We start from the raw sequence: 18816 nt of genomic DNA on the forward strand, positions 1-18816 counted from the left end.
CGGGGTCTTCCATGGCGTGTAAGCGCCCACGGTAGCGAAGACAATTTTTGGCTCTGACCTGCATACCCATGAACTGGACAAGTGATTGGGTACGCGCGCTCTATTGTGCGGCGTTGCTTGGTTTGCCGAAAATGGTTCCAGCACCAGTTATTTCGCTGCATCGCGAACGCTACTCACCTCGGTACACCGAGCTGTGCGGGTCGGCACCGTACCCCTTGCGGGGCCGCTCTGTATAGCGCGGCGATAGCTGGTGCCCAAGACATGGGAGGTATTCGAATGTGCATGACGAAGTTGCTGTCGTACATGCCCGCCGAGGAGCGCGACAGGATGGCGCTGGGCGACTGCGCGACACCGCCCGATCCGGAGATCACCACCGTGCAAGCGCATGTCCTGCGGTCTCAGCACGCAGGACATCCCGTCACTTGTGTACGCAGACTGGCCCGATCGCGGGAAGAGGATGATTGCCGCCGCGAATTCCCGTACGCCCCGTTGCGTTCGGCGAGCAGCGGCACAGCGGTGGGCGAGCCGGAGCCGAAGCCTGCGCAGGCGGGGACGATATGACCGACGCCAGCATTGCGCAGACGTGGCCGGACTCGCTGGCGTTGATCGGCGCGGTGTCGGATGCGCTGCGCGGAAAGTACACCGCTGTCGATGCGCATCCGGTGCTGAGCGTGGCGTGCGGGATGGCGTTGCTGTACAGGGAGCGCCGCGAGGACACCCAGCGGTTCAGTGCTCCGCCGGCCGCGGTCAATTGGGACCAGGCCGAGGGGCCTGCGGATACCAACCCGCCGGAGCTGCGTCTGTGTGCTGAGTTCGACCGGATCGCTGCCACAGCGTTCGACCTCGGCCCGGCGCGACCGGGTGTGCTGGCCGCGCGAGTCGCGTACTGGACCATCTGCGAGAACATCCCCTGTGTGGTGAGCGCGACCCGCGCCTACGACGACTGCATTACCCGCCTGAAGGCGGCGCCGAACAACCTCGGCGAGCACGTCTACCTCTAACCACCCACCACCGTTCTTCCCTGGCGGCCCGCGCTCACCGCGCATGGGCGTCCGGATCCTTCCCCTCATAGTCGGCCGCTGCGACGGACCGGCTTGATTCGTCGTGCCCCGAGCACGTCACTTTCCCTGCCCGGAGGCACATTTGACCACCCCAGCACCCCCACCGGGAACCGGCACATGCCCGCTCGCCGACCCCTCGCACGCCGACGCCGATCAGGCGGTGCAGCTATACGGGCCTGAGTTCTTCGCCGATCCGCACCGGACATATCAGCAGATGCACCGCGACCACGGGCTTGTGGTTCCGGTGGAGATTGGGCCGGGGAAAAAAGCGACCGCGGTGATCGGGTTCAAACACGCCCGCGAAGTCCTCGACGACCCCCTGCACTACCCGACCGACCCGAAAGCAAGGCAGTCCCACCAGCGTGCCGAGCACCGGGATCGGCCGGATCTGGCACAGGCCAGCGGCACCGATCACGCACGGTTGCGCCACACGGTACGCCAGTGCCTCGAACGCATCGATCAGCACGCACTACGCACCACGGTCGGTCGATTCACGGCCCGACTGATCGAGACATTCTGCATGGAAGGCTCCGCCGATCTCGTCGGTGAATTCGCGACTCCACTTGTAGCGCAAACATTTTCGTGGATATTGGGCCTGCCTCCGGATATGTGGGACGAGGCCGACACCGCGGTCCGGACATTGCGCACCACGGGAGATGCAAGCGCACTGACCCCGCTCATCTGGTCAGCTGTGGAGGCCGCCCAGACGACTCCGGGGACAGATGTGACCTCATGGTTGTGCGAGCATCCAGAAACTCTGGACGACTACGAGGTGGTTCAGCAGGTGCTGTCGCTGTACACGAGCGGATGCCTGCCCACCATCGATCTGATCGCCAACGCTCTCATGCTGGTGACGACCGACAAAGAGTTCGGCGGCGACGTGATGTGCGGGTCGCTGAGCTTGCGGGACGCGCTCGAGCACGTGCTGGCCGTCGAGCCGCCGCGCCCGACTCTTCGCCCGCGGTTTCCCCTGAGCCTACAGATCCGCGATGGCGTACACCTGCATCCGCACCAGCCGGTGCTGGTCAGCCTGGCCGGCTGCGCCGCTGATCCGGTCATGGCCGCCGACCAGACCAAGAAGGTCGGCAACCGGTCCCATCTGGCTTGGGGCGGCGGTCAGCACAAATGCCCGGACGCGGCTGCCGCGATAGCGATGCTCATCGCCGAAGAAGCCCTGAACCTGCTACTCGAATCCCTCCCCGACATGCAGCGGGCACCCCGAACGCAGATCGAGTGGCTACTAACCCTGTATCACCGTGCGCTGGTTGCCCTTCCGGTCACGTTCGCCCCGACATCACCGCTTCCACATCCCATAAGCACGTAGGAGACCACTGCTGTGCCGCTGAACTCCATCCCCACCCTGTCGGAAGCGGATTCGACACCGATCGAGGACGTGTGCGAACGAACCCTGATCCACACCCAGGACTTCGCCGATGACCCTCACACGGTCTACGCCTGGATGCGCGCCCAGGGCCCCATGGTCCCAGTCGAACTCGCCCACGGCGTACCGGCGACGCTGGTCGTCCGCTACCACACTGCGCTGCGCATCCTCCGCGATTCCGACCGCTTCCCCGCCGACCCACGCCGATGGCAGCCCACCATGCCCGACGGGTGCCCGATCGCACCGATGATCGAATACCGGCCCAACGCGCTGCGCAGCGCCGGAACCGACCACGACCGCTATCGACGCGCCAACCTCGACAGCCTCGACGGCATCGATCTGCTCCGCCTGCGCGACGAGGTGATCAACGCTGCCGAAAAGCTGCTGGATGCCCTGTGCCACCGACGAGACATCCAGGACGCCAACCGAATAGACGTCATCGCCGACTACGCGCGCCCGCTGGTGTTCGGGGTGCTCAACCGGATACTCGGCTGCACCGACGAGGTCGGCGACGACGTTGCCTGGGCGCTGGCCCGCATGTTCGAGAGCACCGAGCACACCGAGCACGTCAACAAGGTGCTGGGCCAATCGCTGGGCGGGCACATCACTGCCAAGAAGGCCGCGCCCGGAGACGATGTCACCTCGCGCCTGATCGCTCACCACACCGGCTTGGACGATGTGGAACTGATCCACCAATTGGTGACCTTGTACGGGGCGGGTATCGAACCGACGACCAATCTGCTGGCCAACACCCTGCGGCTGATATTCAACGACCCCCGATTCGTGGCAGACGGGGACGGTTTCGGTGTGCCGATCAACGAGGCGGTCACCGAGAACGAGATCACCGACCCGCCGATGGCGAACTACTGCCTGTCCTATCCGCCGGCAGGGGTCACGGTCGACGGAATCTGGCTGCCCGCCCACCAGCCGGTGGTGATCAGCATGGCCTCCTGCAACAACGACCCCGCCGCCAACACCGGCGACGGCAAATACCTCCAGGCCGGCTGGGGCCTGGGCTATTCCGCCGGGCCGCACCAGTGCCCGAAGCCGGCGCAGGCCGTGGCGCGTCTGATCGCGACCGAAGGCATCACGCGGTTCATCGACATGCTGCCCGACGCCCGCCCGCTGGGGCGACCGGCCTGGCGGCCGGGACCGTTCCACCGGGCCCTGTCCGCCTTCCCCGTCAGCCTGCACTGATCCCCGCATCCCGCTCCCAACGAGGACACCACCGATGACCATCGACCCCGCCCCCTTCGCGCTGGACTACAACGGCGCAGCCGTCCCGCACACCTTCCTCGACATCTACCACCGCGAGTTCATCGACCACCACCGCACCACAGGGCACCTGAGCCCTCAGCAACTCGACGCTCTCGACCAGAACCCTCACTACTACCTCGAGTTCTTCGACCAGCAGCTTGCCACCGCACGCGCGGTCCTGGACCTCGAGCAGGCCCTCACCCTGGCCGACGTAATCAGCACGCCGACAGACCAGTTCGACCGCCGATGGTGGCCGCACCCGGGCCGCACCATGGCCGTCGTACTACGAGCCGGCGCCAGCGTGCCGCATCACAACGAGCGATGGCGCGCGGACTGGCTGGTCCTGGCCACGGTGTGTGAAACATGGACACCCCCGCAAGCGTTCGCCGTCCTCGGCGCACTCACCCGCGGCCGCCACGTCTGTTCGGACTGGGTCGGCACCCTCCACGCAACCGGCCTGTGGCTCGGCTGACCCCTTCGTCCGAGTCGCTGCCGCGCACTCGGCGGCACAGAAGGCGTCCGGCTCGTAGAGGACGGCATGGCATAACCGAATCGCGTTGTGTCGCATCGTGAGTCACCTCTGCAAGACCGGATTCCCGTAATCAGATCCCGCGATTAGGAGGTGGTGCCGCGCCGATATCGGCGTCGGTCCGAGAACGGCGCATGACCGAACTCTCGACCCAGCGCTTATTGGCTACAGCGAGATAGGCACACAGCAGTGCCCCGCAGGGAACCACAGGTCCATTCGTGACGCCAGGATCTGTCATGCCCTCCTGCGGGGCCGGTGCACCCACACGCACCGCTGCCGGTTTCACCCACAGCTCCACCTCAGCACGCAATAACGAAAGTGTCTGCATTCGGTGACACGACCCGGCCGTCTTTACCGGGCGCATCACCGGCACTCCCGAAGGGACAGTCATGACAACCCACGGCACGCTGGACGGTCCACTCAACACCGATCTCGTCGACTCCCTGCACACGGTGCTGGTCGGCCCAGACTCCCCGCTGCACACACGGGTCCGTGAAGCAGTGCTCGCCGTGCGGGACATGCCGACGTCCGGACGTACGTACGCCGAACAGCACTCGCGCACACCGGATCTGCTGCGAGCACTCATCCGCGAAATGGGCGGATCCGCGCTCGATATCGCCGGTGATCCCCGGCTGCGCGGGGTCTTGTTCGAGGAGGCGGCGATCGCCGCGCCTTCGGTGCTGACCCTGATGAGCGGGCACCTCAACCTGGCGCTGGGCGCCATCCTCGCCTCCGGGATCGACACCGAGTATGTACAGCGCTGCGCCACCGACCTCGATACCGGCGCGGCAGTGGGCGTGCTGATGCTGACCGAGCTGGCCGGCACCAACGGACCCCACTGCCGCACGACCGCCACCTGGGATCCGGCGGTCGGCGGGTTCCGGCTGGCGACCCCGGCCATCGGAGAGAACCCGGCCGTCGAAGCGGCGAAGTTCATGCCGAACGTGGCAGGACGGGCCCCGAAGATCGCAGTGGTCACCGCGCGCCTGCAATTCGACGGCCGCGATGAAGGGGTGCTGCCGTTTCTGCTGCGCGTGCGCGACGCCGACGGGCAGCTCGCTCCTGGGGTACGGGTGACGGCGCTGGCGGAGAAGATCGGGTCGGCCTCGGCGATGGACCACGGCTTGATCGTGTTCGATCCGGCCGAGTGCGTACTGCCGCGCGAGGCGCTGCTGGGCGGGGACTGGGCACGCATCACCAGCAACGGCGAATTCAACTGCACTGTGCCGTGGGAGCAACGGTTCGCCCGCACGAGCGAACCCTTGGGTGGTGGCCGGGTGGACCTGCCGTGCGGAGCAATCGCCACCGCTCGCGCCGCGCTATCGGGAGTCGTCGGTTACGCCGGTCAGCGCCGCCCAGGCCGGACGGTCATGATCGACCGCGGACCGGTCCAGCGCGACATCGTGACCGCACTGGCGGCGGTCTGGGCCACCAGCATCCTCGGCCGCCACGTACGCGAACTCCGCGCGACCGGCGCATCACCGTGGGCGACGCTGGGCCCGATGGTAGCCAAACCGCTGCTGTCCGGCACCGCCTATGACGTGCTGGTGACGTGCCGCCGCCGCGCCGGCGCGCAGGGCATCCTGCGCTCGAACTACATCCCAGACTGGATCGCCAATGCCGACGGCATCTCCACTGCCGAGGGTGACGACCAGATCATGCAGGTCGCGGCCGGACGACACTACAAGGACCTGCTCGAGCTGCACCTGCCGGAGACCCCCGCCAGTCTGCCGCCGTACATCGAGCTGCTGATCAAGCGCGAGCACACAATCGCGGCCGGGATACACCAAGGCAATTTTGCTGCGGCAGGACCGGTTTGGGGTTCGGACACCGCGGCCGCGGAGCTGACCGCCGCGACCGGGGAACGCCTGGCCGCGACCGCACTGCACATCGCAGCGGCCACCGCACCCCATCCAGACGCCGAACGGCTCCTGCACTCGGCGGCTGCTGCCTACGCGCTGGGCCGCATCTACGAGCACGGCGGCTGGTACACGGTCCACGGCCTGATGAGCGGTGAGCAGGCCACCCGGATCCACACCGAACTGATCGAGCACCGCGGCGTGCTGGCGGATTCCATGGCCGAACTCGTGGCCGCTTTCAACATCCCCGCCCTACCCGGGGCGCCGCTGTTCGCACGCGACTACCTCGACCCGTATCGGACGCTGACCGGCTCGAACATCGACACGCCCGCTGCCGTCTCGGTCCGCCAGGCCAGCTGAAGCTGACACCTACCCAGCGATGTGGCTCCCAGTGCCGCACGCCCGTGCCCACTGACCATCGCGTCCGCCCGATGCGGCCTGTCGAGGGAGGCCGAGCATCACCGCCAATCCGATGACGGAGGCGACAACCGAGGCAGAAGAACTTAGCCGCTTTCGTACCAACGACTTTCACGCCATAGAGAAAGGATGTGCCGTGGTCGCTCCAGTAGCGCCGCTCGTCGAGCATGGGACGGGCGGGACCGGATGAACGGACACCACGACGAGCCCCGGCGCCCCGAACCTATCGCAATCCACGACCCGAACCGTGCTCACTGCGGGCGCATCCACGATTTCCTGTTGGGCGCTGGTAAAGACAGCTACGCGGTGGATCGCGAGGTCGGCGAACAGCTCGTCCGCGACTGCACCGTCTTCCAGCAGTCCGCCCGCGTTGCTCGGCTGTTTCTGGTGCGCGCGGTGCGACACCTGGCAGCCGAATGCGGGATAGATCAGTTCGTCGAACTCGGTTCGGGATACCCGTGCCCGCCGAATCTGCATGAGGTCGCGCGCCGGGTGGTTCCGGCGACCCGGACCCTGTACGTGGATAACGACGCAGTGATTGCCGCGCATGGTCGTGCGCTGCTGGCGGACGAACAGAACGTATTCGTTCACGCAGACCTGACGGATACCAGCACGATCGTGCGTGAGATTACCGAGGTCATGAATCTTGCTGAGCCCGTGGCGGTTTGCCTCGGGTTCGTCGCAGAGTTCATCGCTGACCCGCGCGCCGTAGTGGATGCGGTATCGGCAGCACTGCCCGCCGGGTCGCATGTGGTTCTCAGCCATGTCACCAGCGATGTGGACACTGACGAGGTCGAGCGTGCGGCGAAGATCTACCGCGACTTCGGTATCGAATTCCACCCGCGCCGACGCGACGAGATCGCCGAGATCCTGTCGAGCTGTGAGCTTATCGACCCCGGCCTGGTCGCGGCGCACAACTGGCGGCCGGACCCGCAGATGGACGCGCTGCACGCCGGTCCTCTCCACTGGGATCCGGCCTCGACCGGGGAATGTTGTTTGGCCGCGGTGGGGAGGGTTCGATGACATGCCTTCGTGTCTCGCAATCAGTCCGAATTCAGACCGAACAACGGCGGGCGAAGTCGGCCGCCGAGGGGAAATCGCACAGGCACATGCTTGAGAGAACGACATTGGACAGCCCGGACGTGCTGGTGGTCGACGACGGATATTTGAAGGCCACGTGGCCTTACCTGGGCGATCGGCTGCGTGACGGTCTGGTGAGCCGGGATTTCACGGTGATGTGGGAAAGCCTGCCCACTGGCGGGCATCTCCGGGACATTCCCGGTATCGCCGAGGTGCCCGCGCTGGTGGTGCTCGGTGTCGAGCCGGAGGCAGCGGACATCGCGGCGTTGCCGCGGTTGGCTGTGGTCGCGGGTGTCACCGGAGCCGGTTTGGCGGTCGCGCCGGAACTGGCCGTACGCGGCATTCCCCGCTGCAGGCGCTCGTCGACGCTGACGGTGGGCTCACCGCCGGTGAACTGGCCGCCGCTACAGCCGCTGCCCGCACGATGCCGGTCGTGCCGGCGGTCACGTCGCTGGAAGCGCGCAGCCTGGCCCGCAGGCACCAGAGGTGTGGTGGTGCCGGGGAGCGAACGGCGTGGGTGTGGTCGCTGACGCCTCTCGGGCAACGCACCGCGCACGTCATGAGGGTCGTCGACGGCTTTGGCGCGGTTGTCGAGGTAGGAGACCGGCGACTCGTCCCGGCCGGGGCGACGGGACGGTGAGCGCCTACATAGCGGCACCGCCCCGCTCCCGGCGTGAGCAGCTGCTGGCCGACATCACGACAGGTCGAGCGCGTGAGCCGCTGCGCGGCGTGGCGCGGCTCGGACTGATACATGAATCTATGGAGACGAAACATTGAGTAACGCAACGAATCTCGCGAACCCTCGGAAGCCCTTCGGTGATCCTGGCCGATCTACCGGTCCTGAGACGCCGACAGTGGCCGCCGTGGCGGTCACCGCGCCCGGTGTCGGGCTGGTGTATGTGCGATTCGACGTGCAGGAACCTCGCGACCTGGGCACAGATCATCGAGGGCTCACCTTCGGCTACGAATTCCTCGCGAACGACGCCGATACGCCGTCGAACCTCACCGTCGCGCTCAATCGCCGGATGGCCGAGTGCGACCTCTACGCCGAGGTGATCACCGGACACGACCTGGTGGGTGCCCTCAAGCCGCTGTGCTCGGCCGTCGAAGGGCAAGTCGAGTTGGTGAGCCTCGACAACTATGCGTTGTTGTGGGCGCATCGGCGTGAGCTGCCGACGACCGATGATGTCTCCACGCTGATGGTGGACACGGCGTTCGATCTCGGCATCTCGGTGCCTGATCTGCGCGCCACCTGTAAGGCGGCGAAGCTGTCGAGCGGGTATCTGGACCAGGCCCGCGATACCTGGCGGGGGCCGATCACCACGGCCTTGGCGTCGGCGCTGCTGACGGCCCGGTCGCTGGGTTGGTGCTCCTGGCAAACGCTCGATCTGGATCCTCTGGTCACCGAGTCGGCAAGCGAGTCGCAGTAGCCGGTCATGGGATCGCAAAGCGATACCTCACCCGTGCTCGGCCTGGTCGAGGTTGCGGAGCCACTGGCTGTGGCGCAACGACGCGCCCGGCTGGACGAACGGATCGCAGCGCGTCAGCCGCAGTGCGGAGGTGGAAGCCTCAAGGTGGCGATGGCCGTGCATGTGACATCGGTGCTGCGCCGGGATTGGGGTAGAGGTTCAGTGCCTCCATTTCAGCGGCGAGGTTGTGAGTGCTGCGTCGGCGATGCTGATCGCGCTGGTGGTCTTGAGTTTCGTGCGGGAGTCGTCGATCCATTCCTGCATGAGGGTGTTGCCCGTGGCCTGGTATTCCAGGGCTTGGAACAGGCATTCGAGGCGGTCGGCGTCGCGGGCGCAGACCGCTTCGAGGGTGGCTTGGGCTTCGAACTCGGCGACGGTGTCCTGCAACAGCTTTCGTACGGTGTCGGGCATGCGTGCGACTTGGGCGGCGGTGACGGCGTTGTGGTCGACGCTGGGCAGGAACGGTTTGCTGGTCTTGTTGAGGTCGCGAGTGCGGGTCTCCTGGGAGTCGTGCCAGATCGCCATGTGCGCGGCCTTGGCCGCATCGCCGCCTTCGAGAGCGGCGATCAGTGCCGCCAGTTGCGCGGTGCGGCAGGTGTGGTCGGCGACCGATTCCGGGTTGGTGATCTGCGCGTCGAGCCAGCCCTTGCGCGACTCGCGTTTGAGCACGCCCATCTCGAAGGCGAAGGCGGCGATCTCGGCTGCGGCGTCGGGGCCGAGCTGGTGTTCATCCATTGTTGTTCCTCCGCGTTATCGGCTGGACAGGCGTACTGCGTAGGCCACGTTAGCCAGGTCTTGGCGGGCTTGGGCCATCAGATCGGGGTCGGCGTTCATCCGGTCGACCGCGGTGCGGGTCGCTTCCCGCAGAGCGGGGTCGGCGGTGAGCAAGTGCGGATGGCTGGCAATCAGGTCGGCGAGGGTATGAACGTAGAGGTCGGCCTGGTCGGTGCCGGGCTGGAGCCGGTCGAGCAAGTGCCGCAGCAGCCGCTGTCCGGACCAGCCGGCAGGGTCGGCGCGGATCATGGCACGGTCGTCGAGGACCCCGCCAGGCAGCTCGCCGACCCAGTACGCATAGTAGGTCAGGTTCGCTTGGGCCTGCGCGTGGTCCAGGCGAGTCAGATAGGCGCGCAACGGATCTCGATCACCAGTGGCGGCCAGCGCGATCGCCGACGAGCGGACTCGCAGCGAGCCCGGGGTGTCGTTGTCGATGGACTGCTGGGCGCGAGTGAGTTCGCAGGTGAGCCAGTCGGCGGATTCGGCGCGGTCGTCGAATCCGAGCAGGTAGATGGACTGGCGGCGCAGCAACGCATCGTCGGGCCATCGGCAGCGGTCGGCGACGTCGAGCAGGTGAGCGAAGAACAGTCTGCGATCGTCGGCGGAGATCACAGGGGACGAGGGCCTGGGGCCGTGGCCGCGGTGTTCGGCAAGGTCTGCGAGCTGGGCTGGCGGGCGGCCGGTGAGAGGCCAGGTGATCAAGTTGGCGAGGGTGCGCTGGTGCACACTCACCGCGAGCGGATGCGACTCGGCGCCGATCACCGCAGGGTTGGTGCTGACGGTATCGCCGATGATCAGGTCGGCTTCCAGCGCGTCGCCGATCAATGCAAGAGCGTGCGGTGGTGCGCCGTGGCGAGTGAGCAGCATCCGCAGCCGCGTCAGGTCACCGGCGCGCAGATGGGCCAGGGGCCGTCGGCCGCTTTCCCATCCGTAGACGGTGGTCTGGTCGATGCCGAGCAGTTCAGCGAATTCGGCCTGTGTGAGGCCGGTGGCCTCGCGCAGCAATTTGAGCAGGAACCCGGACACAGCGCCGTACAGACGCGAACCCTGACTGCGGGTCGGTGTATCGCGGGGCGGGCCCATGAGCGGTCCTGTGTCGATGATCGGCGGCGAGGTTCTACTCGTACTCCCAGTCAGTTCAGCGTCCGGCCTGGTCAGCATACCGTCGAGACGGCGGTCCAACAGCGCTGCGATCAAACTCGGCTCTCACCGCGCACGCAGTCAATGACATTGGCGCGGACGGCTTCTCACTCATGGCATCGACGAAGGAGTGTGCCTGGAATGAAAGATCGAACACTACTACCGCATGTGCGGTGCACCGCCGCGGGCGGTGGTCGGCGATGACGCGGAGGGTGCTGGTGCTCGGCTACAGTACGGGCCTGATCGAGGCGCTTGCGCGCATCGATGCCGATGTCCCGCAAGTGTTTCTGCTGGTGGAGCCGTCGGTGTTGGAGTCTCATCCGGGTGAGTTCGATCACGCGATCGTCAGCGAGATCCGCACCGCGCGTTTCGTTTTCAGCGATGAAGCGGTCGAGGTCGGTGCGGCCTGGCACGCCGAGGTCGGATTCGACGTGGTACTTCCGGGCAAGGAGCATGCGGTGCGGGCCGCGGCCGCCATCGCCGACAAGCTCGGCATTGGCTACCCGGGTGCGAACGCCGTCCGAGCGTGCACAGACAAGCTGATTTTCCGGCAGCTCGTCGATGGTGCGGGGTTCCCGACACCCCGGTTCCGCGCGGTCGACACCAGCGCCGAGGTGGGCGAGTTCTTCGATGCCGGCGAGGGCCGTCCCATCGTGCTCAAGCCCCGCAATCGCAACGGCTCGTTGGGCGTGCGCTACATCGACGACCGCGACGACATCCCCGTGGCGTGGGATCAGTCGGTGCAGACCGATGAGGGCACCCACAAACCGCTGGATCGACCGCTGGAATGGACGTATCTGGTCGAGGAGTACTGCAGCGGTCCGGAGTTTTCGGTCGAGGTGCTGGTGCAAGCCGGGGAGATCGTGTTCGTCAATGTCACCGGCAAGACGGCGGGCGAGCTGCCCTGGTTCCCGGAGATGGCCCACCAGGTTCCGGCGGTGGTGCCGAGTCCGCTGCACGCGCTGCTGTCCGGCAGCGCGCGGCGCTTGGTGCGGGCGCTGGAGGTGAGCGACGGGCTGTTGCATTCGGAGTGGCGGATCCATGGCGAGCGCGCCTACCCGATCGAGTGCGCGGTCCGGTTTCCTGGTGACCGAATCCCATGGCTGATCGAACTCGCCTACGGAGTCAACCTCGCCGACGCCTGGCTGCGCTGTCTCGCTCACACGCAGCCGCGGATAGATGCGGTCGCCGAGCGATTCGCGGCGATCCGGTTCCTGCACGCCGCGCCGGGCGTGGTCACGGGTGTGCAGGGGCTCGAGGAGTTCCGGAGGGCGCACCACGCGCTGGAGGTATCGGCGCCACAGGTGGGCGACTTGCTCCCGGAGTCGCGGGACTCGCATTCGCGGCCGGGGTTCGTTGTGTTTGACGCCGGCACCCTCGAGGAGTTGAAAGCGGCGACCCGGGACTTCGACGCACTGGTACGGGTGGAGACGAGGCGGCCATGACCAGGTTCGAGGGCATCGAAGCGGTCCTGCTGGACTGGGATGGCGTACTGCACTACTGGCAGGGTGACGGCGAACGCGCGGGTGAACACGCCGAAGGCATGCCCACCGGGGCGATCGCGGCCGCCGCGTACGGCACCGACGCCTACGAATATGCCAAGCTCGGCATCTTCACCGACGCCCGGTGGCGTGAGTCGGTGGCCGAGAACCTGGCGCAGCGGTTCGACGGCCGTGGCCGTGAGGCGGTGCGGGTGTGGAGCGCCGACCGCGGGCGCCTGGCCGACGGGGCGATCGAATTCTTGGCGCAGCTTCGGGAGCGGTTTGTGGTGGCGCTGCTGAGTGACAGCACTGACATCCTGGTCGCGGACCTGGAGCGGTTCGGCGTCGACACTGCGTTCGACCACATCTTCGTATCCGCACACCTCGGGATGACCAAGCCCGCGCCGGCGCTATATCGGCACGCCGCCACCGCGATGGGCGTGTCCCCGGCCAGGATTCTTGTCGTCGACGACCTACCGGTGAACCTGCCCGGCGCACGCAGTGTCGGCATGCACGTCGCACATTTCAGCGCGGGATCGTCATTGTCGTCCTTCGTCCATGAATACCCGATCCAGGAGGAATCTTGTTCGTTTGGCTGAACGGCAGTTTCGGAGCCGGCAAGACGTCGATCGCGAAAGAACTCGTCGCGGCCGACCCGCAACACTGGCGGCTGTTCGATCCCGAGTTCGTCGGGTTCATGCTGCGCGCACAATTCCCCGACGAAGCCGCCGACTTCCAGGACCTTCCGTCGTGGCGGCGGCTGGTCCCATTCGTCGCCGACGATATCGCCACCGAGACCGGGCAGCACTTGGTGATCGTGCAGACCGTGCTGAACCAGAAGTACTGGGCCGAAATCGCGACCAGCATCGGTGAACTGGGACATTCGCTGCGTCACGTACTGATCGACGCCAGCCCGGAGGTACTGCGGCAGCGGATCAGCGAAGACGAGGTCCTGCATCGCGCGGCCGGTTGGCGCCTGCAGCACGTGCCGACCTACATCGCCGCCCGCGACGACTGGCTCGCGGATGCGGCCGATCTCGTGATCGACACCACCTCCATGAGCCCGCTGCGCGCTGCCGCCGAGATCACCGAGGCCATTGGGCGGTGGGCCAAAGACGACACCCCGGAGGGGTCTGATGACGATCCACAGTGACACCTGCACCGACGATCCCGCAGCTTCCGCCCGGCCCGCACTCGATGCGGCCCCGGCCGCGGCGGTCGCGCGGATCCGAGAAGACTGCCAGCGCAACGGTTTCGCTCTGTTCACCGTCGAAGACCCTGCCGTGGCGGGGAGGTCGGTCCTGGCCGAGACGGCTCGGCTGCTCGAACTCGGCAGCACCTATGTGCCGACGGTCTACGCCACCCACCCGGACCGATTCGGCTACGACGCCGACGGGTTCAACACCATCTCGCCCACGCCGACCGCGACCAGTCACGGGGTGTTCGGCACCTGCGCGGCGCAGGGCTTCCACACCGACGGCACCCTGGAACCGATCGGGCACGTGGGAACGTCGCTGTTGTGGTTCGACCGCGCCGCCCGAAAAGGCGGGCATACCACGATCTTCCGTGCGGTCGAGGCATTCGAAGACCTGCGGCGCATCGACCCGGCCGGGGCGGCGGCGTTGATGATCGACGACGCGCTCACGCGGGTAGCGAGGTCGTTTCAGCCGCCACCCAGAACGTGCGGGCCCGCGTTCGCCGAGCTGGCCGGGCGCGGCCTGCGGACGCGGTGGGCTGACGACGGCACCGAGATCTGGCAGCTGGCCGACGGCCTCGGTGAGCAGCGCGCGGCCGCCGTCGAACAACTGCGGGCGATGTCGCGACCCGGCGGCCGATATCGGCAGGACATCGCGATCCCCTCGCGCACCGGGCTGGTGCTGTGTAACGGGCGGATCGCACACGGCCGCACCGCATTCACCGCCGGGATCGGCGAGCGCGTACTCATCCGCGGCCTGTACACCCAGGAGATAGCGTAATGGATTCGGCGGCAACACTTCTCGAACAGCGCCGCACCACCGGCATGGAGTTCACACAGGAGCAGTTCGCAGCACTGCTCGCCCCCGGCACACCGGATGCGGTAGTGGCTTCGCTGCTGACGACGCTGGCGATGAGCGGCCACAGCGACACCGAGGCATCGGCGTTGACGCAGGCGTATGTGGCGTCCGGACAGCAGGTGAGCTGGCCTGACGCCACGCAGGTGGTCGACAAGCACAGCACTGGCTGTGTCGGTGACGATGTGAGTATCGTGCTCGCGCCGCTGCTGGCCGCCACCGGTCTGCGGGTCGCGAAGATCACCGGATCGGCGTTGCGGCACTGCGGCGGCACGCTCGACAAACTGCACTGCATCCCCGGTCTACGGCTGGATCTAACCGTGACCGAGTTCGTCGGCTGCGTCGAGACGGTCGGATTCTGCATCGCGGGCCAATCACCAGAGCTGGTGCCCGCCGACGGCCGCACCTACGCACTGCGTGAACGCACCGGCACCGTCGACGTCGCGGCGTTGATCGCGGCCAGCATCATGAGCAAAAAGCTCGCCACCGGCGCCGCGACGATCGCGCTGGAGGTCAAGTACGGGCCGGGCGCGGTGGTGGCCACCGAAGCCGACGCCGACGAGTTGGTGCGGCTGATGCGCGCAATCGGCGAGTCTGCGGGCCGACGGATGCTGATGTCAACCTGCGACGCCTCACAGCCGCTCGCCCCCGCCGCCGGGCCGCTGCTCGAGCTGCGCGAAGCTGTCGCCGTGCTGCGCGGAGGCGGGTCGCCCGTGTTGCGCGAGCACGTCACCGGCTTGGCCGAGCAGGTTCTGCACGCGGTCCCAGCACCGGATCCCAGGAAGCCGACTCGGTCGCGCATCGACAACGCTCTGAATTCCGGCGATGCCTACGAGTTGTTCTGCCACTACGTGAACCATCTCGGTGGGGATGCGGAGTGGCTGGACAAGGGCCTCGAAAGCACCCACGCACCCGTTGTCGTCACGTACCACGCACCTCGGCCAGCGATATACACGGGAGTCGATGCGCGTCCCGTCGGGGAAGCCGCCCAGATGCTTGCTGCCGTCGACGCGACATGCGGTGTGCGGATCGTGGCCGAGCCGGGACGACCGGTCTCGGCGGGACAACCTGTCCTCGAGGTCCATGCCCCTGACCCGGTCTCCGGTCACGCGCACGCCGACGTCCTCGGCCTTCATTGCCACTTCCACGACTGAGCAGGCCACCGTGCAGACAACCAACCTCCACTCGGTCGGCGGTGTCGCCGCGGATCCGCGTGCCCACCTGGCGGAGATCACCGCCCGCATCGCCGCCACCGAGCCGCTGATCCGGACGGCGATCAACCTGGTCCCCAGCGAGAATCGGATGAGCCCCACCGCGCACGCGCTGCTGGGCACCGACTACAGCAACCGCTACCACTTCAACGAACACCTGGCCGCCCGGCAATGGGAGTTCCGCGGCGGCGAGCCGATCGCCGAGCTGGAAAACGCTGGCCGCGCAGCGTTTTCACGACTACTGCACACCGACGCTGAGTGGGTGAACCTGCGTCCGATTTCTGGGCTCAACGCGATGATGATCGCGTTGGCCGCGCTCGGCGGCGCACCGGGGTCTACGGTGGTGTCGATCTCCCAGGCCAGCGGCGGCCATTACGCCACGGGCGAGCTGATCGGCCGGTTCGGTTACCGGTGGCGGCCGGTCGACTGCGTCGACGGGCACATCGATCTGGCCCAGCTGGAGCAGGTACTGGCTGCCCGATCGGTGTCGCTGGTGTACGCCGACTTGCAGAATTCCCGGCATGTGCTGGACGTCGCGGCGGTGGCGGAGCTGGTGCACCGCTATCCACCGGCCCGTTTGCACGTCGACTGTAGCCACACGCTCGGGCTGGTGCTCGGCGGCGCGCACCCCAACCCGCTGGACTGTGGGGCGGGTTCGATCAGCAGTTCTCTGCACAAAACGTTTCCGGGCCCGCATCGGGGGCTGCTGGCCACCCGCGACGAGACCACTCATGCGTTGCTGCGCAAGGCGCAGTTCACGATGGTCAGCAGCCACCACTTCGCCACGGCCCTGGCCGCCGCACGCACCGCGCTCGAGTTCGAGATCTACGGCAACGGTTACGCGAGCGCGGTGATCACCAACGCTCGGGTGCTGGCGGCTGCGCTGGCCGACCACGGCTTCGACCTCGCCGGGGCCGAGTCCGAATATACCGACACCCATCAAGTCTGGGTGCGCCTGCAAGACCCGTTCGCTGTGTCGGATCGGTTGGCGCGCTGGGGAATCCGGGTGAACATCCAACACGATCTGCCTGGGTGCCTGGGGCCGATGTTCCGGCTCGGGACCGCAGAACCCACGGTGCTCGGTGCCACCGACACCGACATGCGGGACCTGGCCGCGGTGATCGCGATGGCCCGCGACGGGCACGCCAGCCGGGCCACGGCCCTCGTGAGCGAGCTGCGCGATCGGATCGGGCAGCGGCCGTGGTGGTCTCGCACCGCCGAACCTGAAGGGGTGTGGCTGTGACGACGGTAGTCGTGCTCGCGGCCGGCGCTGGGCGCCGGTTCGGGGCGGTGTATCCGAAGGAATTGCATGCGCTGCGCCCTGGGGTAGCGGTGATCGATCCTCTGTTCGCCGCGCTTGAGAGGATCCCGTTGCCGGAGGTGAAGGTGGTGCTCGTCGTGTCGGCCGAAAAGCTCGCGCTGGTGCGCCATCTCGAACGCTTGCGCCGCCACACGGCATTCGTGTTGCTGTCGCCCTCGGAGGTGGATCGCGGATTGGGGTCGGGGCTGCTGGCCGCCGCGCCGTGGTGCGACGAGACCGTGCTGATCTGTCTGGGCGACCAGGTGTTCGTGTCCGATCCGGTGCCCGCGTTCAGTGACGCAGTCGACCGCCTACACAACGGTGACCCGATCGCCGTGGTCGCGGCCGGCACCGGTGATCCGCAGCGGTTGCGCCGTGAGGGAGCCCTGACCGTCACCGACGGCATCGTGATCGCGGCGGCCGAAAAGCCCACAGAGACCGCGGGATTCAATGCGTGCTGGTCCGCGCTGGCCGTGCGCAAGCCGATGCTCGCGCCGTTGGCACACGGTCTGTGCGCCGGTGTCACCGAATGCCTGATCGACGCACCGGTGGTATGGGGACCGGATTTCGTCAATCTCAACGAGCCCGCCGATCTGGCGGCGGCCGCGAAAGCAGGTGTCCTGCCATGACCACGCTGCTGTTCGACGCCGGACCGTACTCGCTGGGTCAGACCACCACGAGCGGCATCGGGTTGCGGGTCGCCGAACTCGCCGCCGCCCTGGCCTGCCATTTCCCCGTCTACATCTACAGCCCCACCACCGACGGACACGAGCCGATCGACGTCGGCGACGCCGAACTGGTCACCGACGAAGCCGACTGGCCGGGGCTGCTCACCGACGCGGATGCGGTGTTCTTCTTCGACATGCCCGACCCAAGTCGCATCGAACAGGCCCGCCGGGAGGGCACGCTGATCGTGTCGGAGAACGCGCCGCCGATCGAGCAGCTGGAATATCCCCGATTCCGCCTGGGCGGCGTCTTCGACACCGACACCTATCAGCAGCTCGTCGATACTTACCGATTCCAGCTGACCCACAGCGACTTGTTCATCGCCCGCTCCCATGTCGAGCGGACCACACTGATCGCGAACTTGGCCGCGTACGGTCTGCTGACCCCGCAGGATCTGGGCCGATCGCGACAGCTCGACCACCGCATCACCACGATCCCGATCGGCTACAGCACCACGACCTCGCCCCGCGCTGCGGCCCGCATTCCGGGCGCGACCGGGCACGGTCGCGGTGAGGTGTTGTGGACCGGTGGTCTGTGGACGTTCATGGACCCGGTCGCGGCGGTGCGCGCGGTCGCGGCGGCTCGCGCCGGTGGTGTCGATGTCGGATTGCGGTTCCTGCATGCAGCGCCCCACCCCGACACCGACGCGGTACACACCGAAGTCACCCGGGCCTCACACGACCTCGGGATCGCTGACCAGGTGGTGCTGCACACCCATCCGGTGCGCCACGATGACCGCGATCGCTACCTGCGTCATGCCGCCGGGCTGGTCTGCCTGGCACGTCCCGGGATCGAGAATCAGACCTGTGTGCGGCTGCGGGCCCGCGATTCGCGCCTGTATGGGCTGACGCTGCTGGTTGATCCATTCGGCGCCACCGCGACCGAACTGGCCGACGATGGTCTGGCCGTCGCCGTCGACCCCGCCGATACCGACACGATCGCAAGCTACCTCGCGGTGCTGGTATCGGACCGGCCACCGCGTCCGGCGACGCCGCAGGAATGGGCCTACGAGCACACCGCCGAACCGCTCGTCGCGCAACTGCGGCAACGACTGAACTAATTTCAGAGACAGGGGATTTC

At 67.1% G+C, this 18816-nt stretch carries 19 protein-coding genes; 17 read left to right on the top strand and 2 right to left on the bottom strand.

The annotated features are described in order from the left end of the window. Window positions 1–282: 282 nt before the first annotated feature. The 9 genes from ACW2Q0_RS21335 (at window position 283) to ACW2Q0_RS21375 (ending at window position 9014) form a co-directional block, all read left to right on the top strand. Window positions 283–561, top strand: coding sequence for a hypothetical protein (locus tag ACW2Q0_RS21335; RefSeq protein ID WP_457192652.1), 279 nt, complete (start codon window positions 283–285; stop codon window positions 559–561). Continuing rightward, window positions 558–1001, top strand: coding sequence for a hypothetical protein (locus ACW2Q0_RS21340; RefSeq protein WP_457192653.1), 444 nt, complete (start codon window positions 558–560; stop codon window positions 999–1001). The genes ACW2Q0_RS21335 and ACW2Q0_RS21340 overlap by 4 nt, the downstream gene beginning before the upstream one ends. Window positions 1002–1143: 142 nt before the next feature. Next, window positions 1144–2385 (top strand): cytochrome P450, encoded by a 1242-nt coding sequence (locus ACW2Q0_RS21345; RefSeq protein WP_457192654.1) that lies wholly within the window; start codon window positions 1144–1146, stop codon window positions 2383–2385. 12 nt (window positions 2386–2397) lie between these two features. After that, window positions 2398–3639 carry a cytochrome P450 gene (locus ACW2Q0_RS21350; protein ID WP_457192655.1) on the top strand — a complete coding sequence of 414 codons (1242 nt, stop codon included), beginning with the start codon at window positions 2398–2400 and terminating at the stop codon, window positions 3637–3639. Window positions 3640–3673: 34 nt separating this feature from the next. Then, window positions 3674–4171, top strand: a complete 498-nt coding sequence (locus tag ACW2Q0_RS21355) for a hypothetical protein (RefSeq protein WP_457192656.1) — start codon at window positions 3674–3676, stop codon at window positions 4169–4171. A 446-nt stretch (window positions 4172–4617) separates the two neighbouring features. Then, complete coding sequence (locus ACW2Q0_RS21360; protein WP_457192657.1) at window positions 4618–6447, top strand: acyl-CoA dehydrogenase family protein; 1830 nt, start codon at window positions 4618–4620, stop codon at window positions 6445–6447. 243 nt (window positions 6448–6690) lie between these two features. Then, a complete protein-coding gene (locus ACW2Q0_RS21365; RefSeq protein ID WP_457192658.1) occupies window positions 6691–7527 on the top strand; it encodes an SAM-dependent methyltransferase in 837 nt (278 codons plus the stop codon). A gap of 86 nt (window positions 7528–7613) precedes the next feature. Then, window positions 7614–8114: a hypothetical protein gene (locus ACW2Q0_RS21370; RefSeq protein WP_457192659.1), complete on the top strand. Its 501-nt coding sequence runs from the start codon at window positions 7614–7616 to the stop codon at window positions 8112–8114. 324 nt (window positions 8115–8438) lie between these two features. Next, window positions 8439–9014: a hypothetical protein gene (locus tag ACW2Q0_RS21375; RefSeq protein ID WP_457192660.1), complete on the top strand. Its 576-nt coding sequence runs from the start codon at window positions 8439–8441 to the stop codon at window positions 9012–9014. A 198-nt stretch (window positions 9015–9212) separates the two neighbouring features. On the opposite strand, the gene ACW2Q0_RS21380 is transcribed toward ACW2Q0_RS21375, so the two are convergent. Both ACW2Q0_RS21380 and ACW2Q0_RS21385 read right to left on the bottom strand, forming a co-directional pair. Continuing rightward, window positions 9213–9788: an HD domain-containing protein gene (locus ACW2Q0_RS21380; protein ID WP_457192661.1), complete on the bottom strand. Its 576-nt coding sequence runs from the start codon at window positions 9786–9788 to the stop codon at window positions 9213–9215. A gap of 15 nt (window positions 9789–9803) precedes the next feature. After that, on the bottom strand, window positions 9804–10910 hold the full coding sequence (locus tag ACW2Q0_RS21385; protein WP_457192662.1) for a helix-turn-helix domain-containing protein: 1107 nt from the start codon (window positions 10908–10910) through the stop codon (window positions 9804–9806). A gap of 257 nt (window positions 10911–11167) precedes the next feature. Between ACW2Q0_RS21385 and ACW2Q0_RS21390 the strand changes: the two genes are divergently transcribed. The 8 genes from ACW2Q0_RS21390 to ACW2Q0_RS21425 are packed head-to-tail and all read left to right on the top strand — an operon-like array spanning window position 11168 to window position 18796. Next, window positions 11168–12412, top strand: coding sequence for an ATP-grasp domain-containing protein (locus ACW2Q0_RS21390; RefSeq protein ID WP_457192663.1), 1245 nt, complete (start codon window positions 11168–11170; stop codon window positions 12410–12412). Then, the gene (locus ACW2Q0_RS21395) at window positions 12409–13047 is read left to right on the top strand and encodes an HAD family hydrolase (protein WP_457192664.1); all 639 of its coding nucleotides are present in this window, start codon (window positions 12409–12411) and stop codon (window positions 13045–13047) included. Before ACW2Q0_RS21390 ends, ACW2Q0_RS21395 begins: the two co-directional genes overlap by 4 nt. Beyond that, window positions 13032–13601 carry an AAA family ATPase gene (locus ACW2Q0_RS21400; protein ID WP_457192665.1) on the top strand — a complete coding sequence of 190 codons (570 nt, stop codon included), beginning with the start codon at window positions 13032–13034 and terminating at the stop codon, window positions 13599–13601. Before ACW2Q0_RS21395 ends, ACW2Q0_RS21400 begins: the two co-directional genes overlap by 16 nt. Further along, window positions 13585–14424 (top strand): TauD/TfdA family dioxygenase, encoded by an 840-nt coding sequence (locus tag ACW2Q0_RS21405; RefSeq protein ID WP_457192666.1) that lies wholly within the window; start codon window positions 13585–13587, stop codon window positions 14422–14424. The genes ACW2Q0_RS21400 and ACW2Q0_RS21405 overlap by 17 nt, the downstream gene beginning before the upstream one ends. Then, window positions 14424–15653 carry a thymidine phosphorylase gene (locus ACW2Q0_RS21410; protein ID WP_457192667.1) on the top strand — a complete coding sequence of 410 codons (1230 nt, stop codon included), beginning with the start codon at window positions 14424–14426 and terminating at the stop codon, window positions 15651–15653. The genes ACW2Q0_RS21405 and ACW2Q0_RS21410 overlap by 1 nt, the downstream gene beginning before the upstream one ends. A gap of 10 nt (window positions 15654–15663) precedes the next feature. Beyond that, on the top strand, window positions 15664–16953 hold the full coding sequence (locus ACW2Q0_RS21415; RefSeq protein WP_457192668.1) for a hypothetical protein: 1290 nt from the start codon (window positions 15664–15666) through the stop codon (window positions 16951–16953). Next, window positions 16950–17639, top strand: coding sequence for an NTP transferase domain-containing protein (locus tag ACW2Q0_RS21420; RefSeq protein ID WP_457192669.1), 690 nt, complete (start codon window positions 16950–16952; stop codon window positions 17637–17639). Before ACW2Q0_RS21415 ends, ACW2Q0_RS21420 begins: the two co-directional genes overlap by 4 nt. Next, window positions 17636–18796: a hypothetical protein gene (locus tag ACW2Q0_RS21425; RefSeq protein ID WP_457192670.1), complete on the top strand. Its 1161-nt coding sequence runs from the start codon at window positions 17636–17638 to the stop codon at window positions 18794–18796. Before ACW2Q0_RS21420 ends, ACW2Q0_RS21425 begins: the two co-directional genes overlap by 4 nt. Window positions 18797–18816 lie beyond the last annotated feature (20 nt).

This window comes from Nocardia citri (assembly GCF_054065835.1).

Excerpts from the sequence above, each read along its gene's own strand:
- ACW2Q0_RS21410 (WP_457192667.1), top strand. The coding sequence starts at position 14,424 with ATGGATTCGGCGGCAACACTTCTCGAACAGCGCCGCACCACCGGCATG.
- ACW2Q0_RS21385 (WP_457192662.1), bottom strand. The coding sequence starts at position 10,910 with ATGGGCCCGCCCCGCGATACACCGACCCGCAGTCAGGGTTCGCGTCTG.
- ACW2Q0_RS21390 (WP_457192663.1), top strand. The coding sequence starts at position 11,168 with ATGACGCGGAGGGTGCTGGTGCTCGGCTACAGTACGGGCCTGATCGAG.
- ACW2Q0_RS21405 (WP_457192666.1), top strand. The coding sequence starts at position 13,585 with ATGACGATCCACAGTGACACCTGCACCGACGATCCCGCAGCTTCCGCC.
- ACW2Q0_RS21425 (WP_457192670.1), top strand. The coding sequence starts at position 17,636 with ATGACCACGCTGCTGTTCGACGCCGGACCGTACTCGCTGGGTCAGACC.
- ACW2Q0_RS21380 (WP_457192661.1), bottom strand. The coding sequence starts at position 9,788 with ATGGATGAACACCAGCTCGGCCCCGACGCCGCAGCCGAGATCGCCGCC.
- ACW2Q0_RS21355 (WP_457192656.1), top strand. The coding sequence starts at position 3,674 with ATGACCATCGACCCCGCCCCCTTCGCGCTGGACTACAACGGCGCAGCC.
- ACW2Q0_RS21360 (WP_457192657.1), top strand. The coding sequence starts at position 4,618 with ATGACAACCCACGGCACGCTGGACGGTCCACTCAACACCGATCTCGTC.
- ACW2Q0_RS21370 (WP_457192659.1), top strand. The coding sequence starts at position 7,614 with ATGCTTGAGAGAACGACATTGGACAGCCCGGACGTGCTGGTGGTCGAC.
- ACW2Q0_RS21335 (WP_457192652.1), top strand. The coding sequence starts at position 283 with ATGACGAAGTTGCTGTCGTACATGCCCGCCGAGGAGCGCGACAGGATG.
- ACW2Q0_RS21395 (WP_457192664.1), top strand. The coding sequence starts at position 12,409 with ATGACCAGGTTCGAGGGCATCGAAGCGGTCCTGCTGGACTGGGATGGC.
- ACW2Q0_RS21365 (WP_457192658.1), top strand. The coding sequence starts at position 6,691 with ATGAACGGACACCACGACGAGCCCCGGCGCCCCGAACCTATCGCAATC.
- ACW2Q0_RS21340 (WP_457192653.1), top strand. The coding sequence starts at position 558 with ATGACCGACGCCAGCATTGCGCAGACGTGGCCGGACTCGCTGGCGTTG.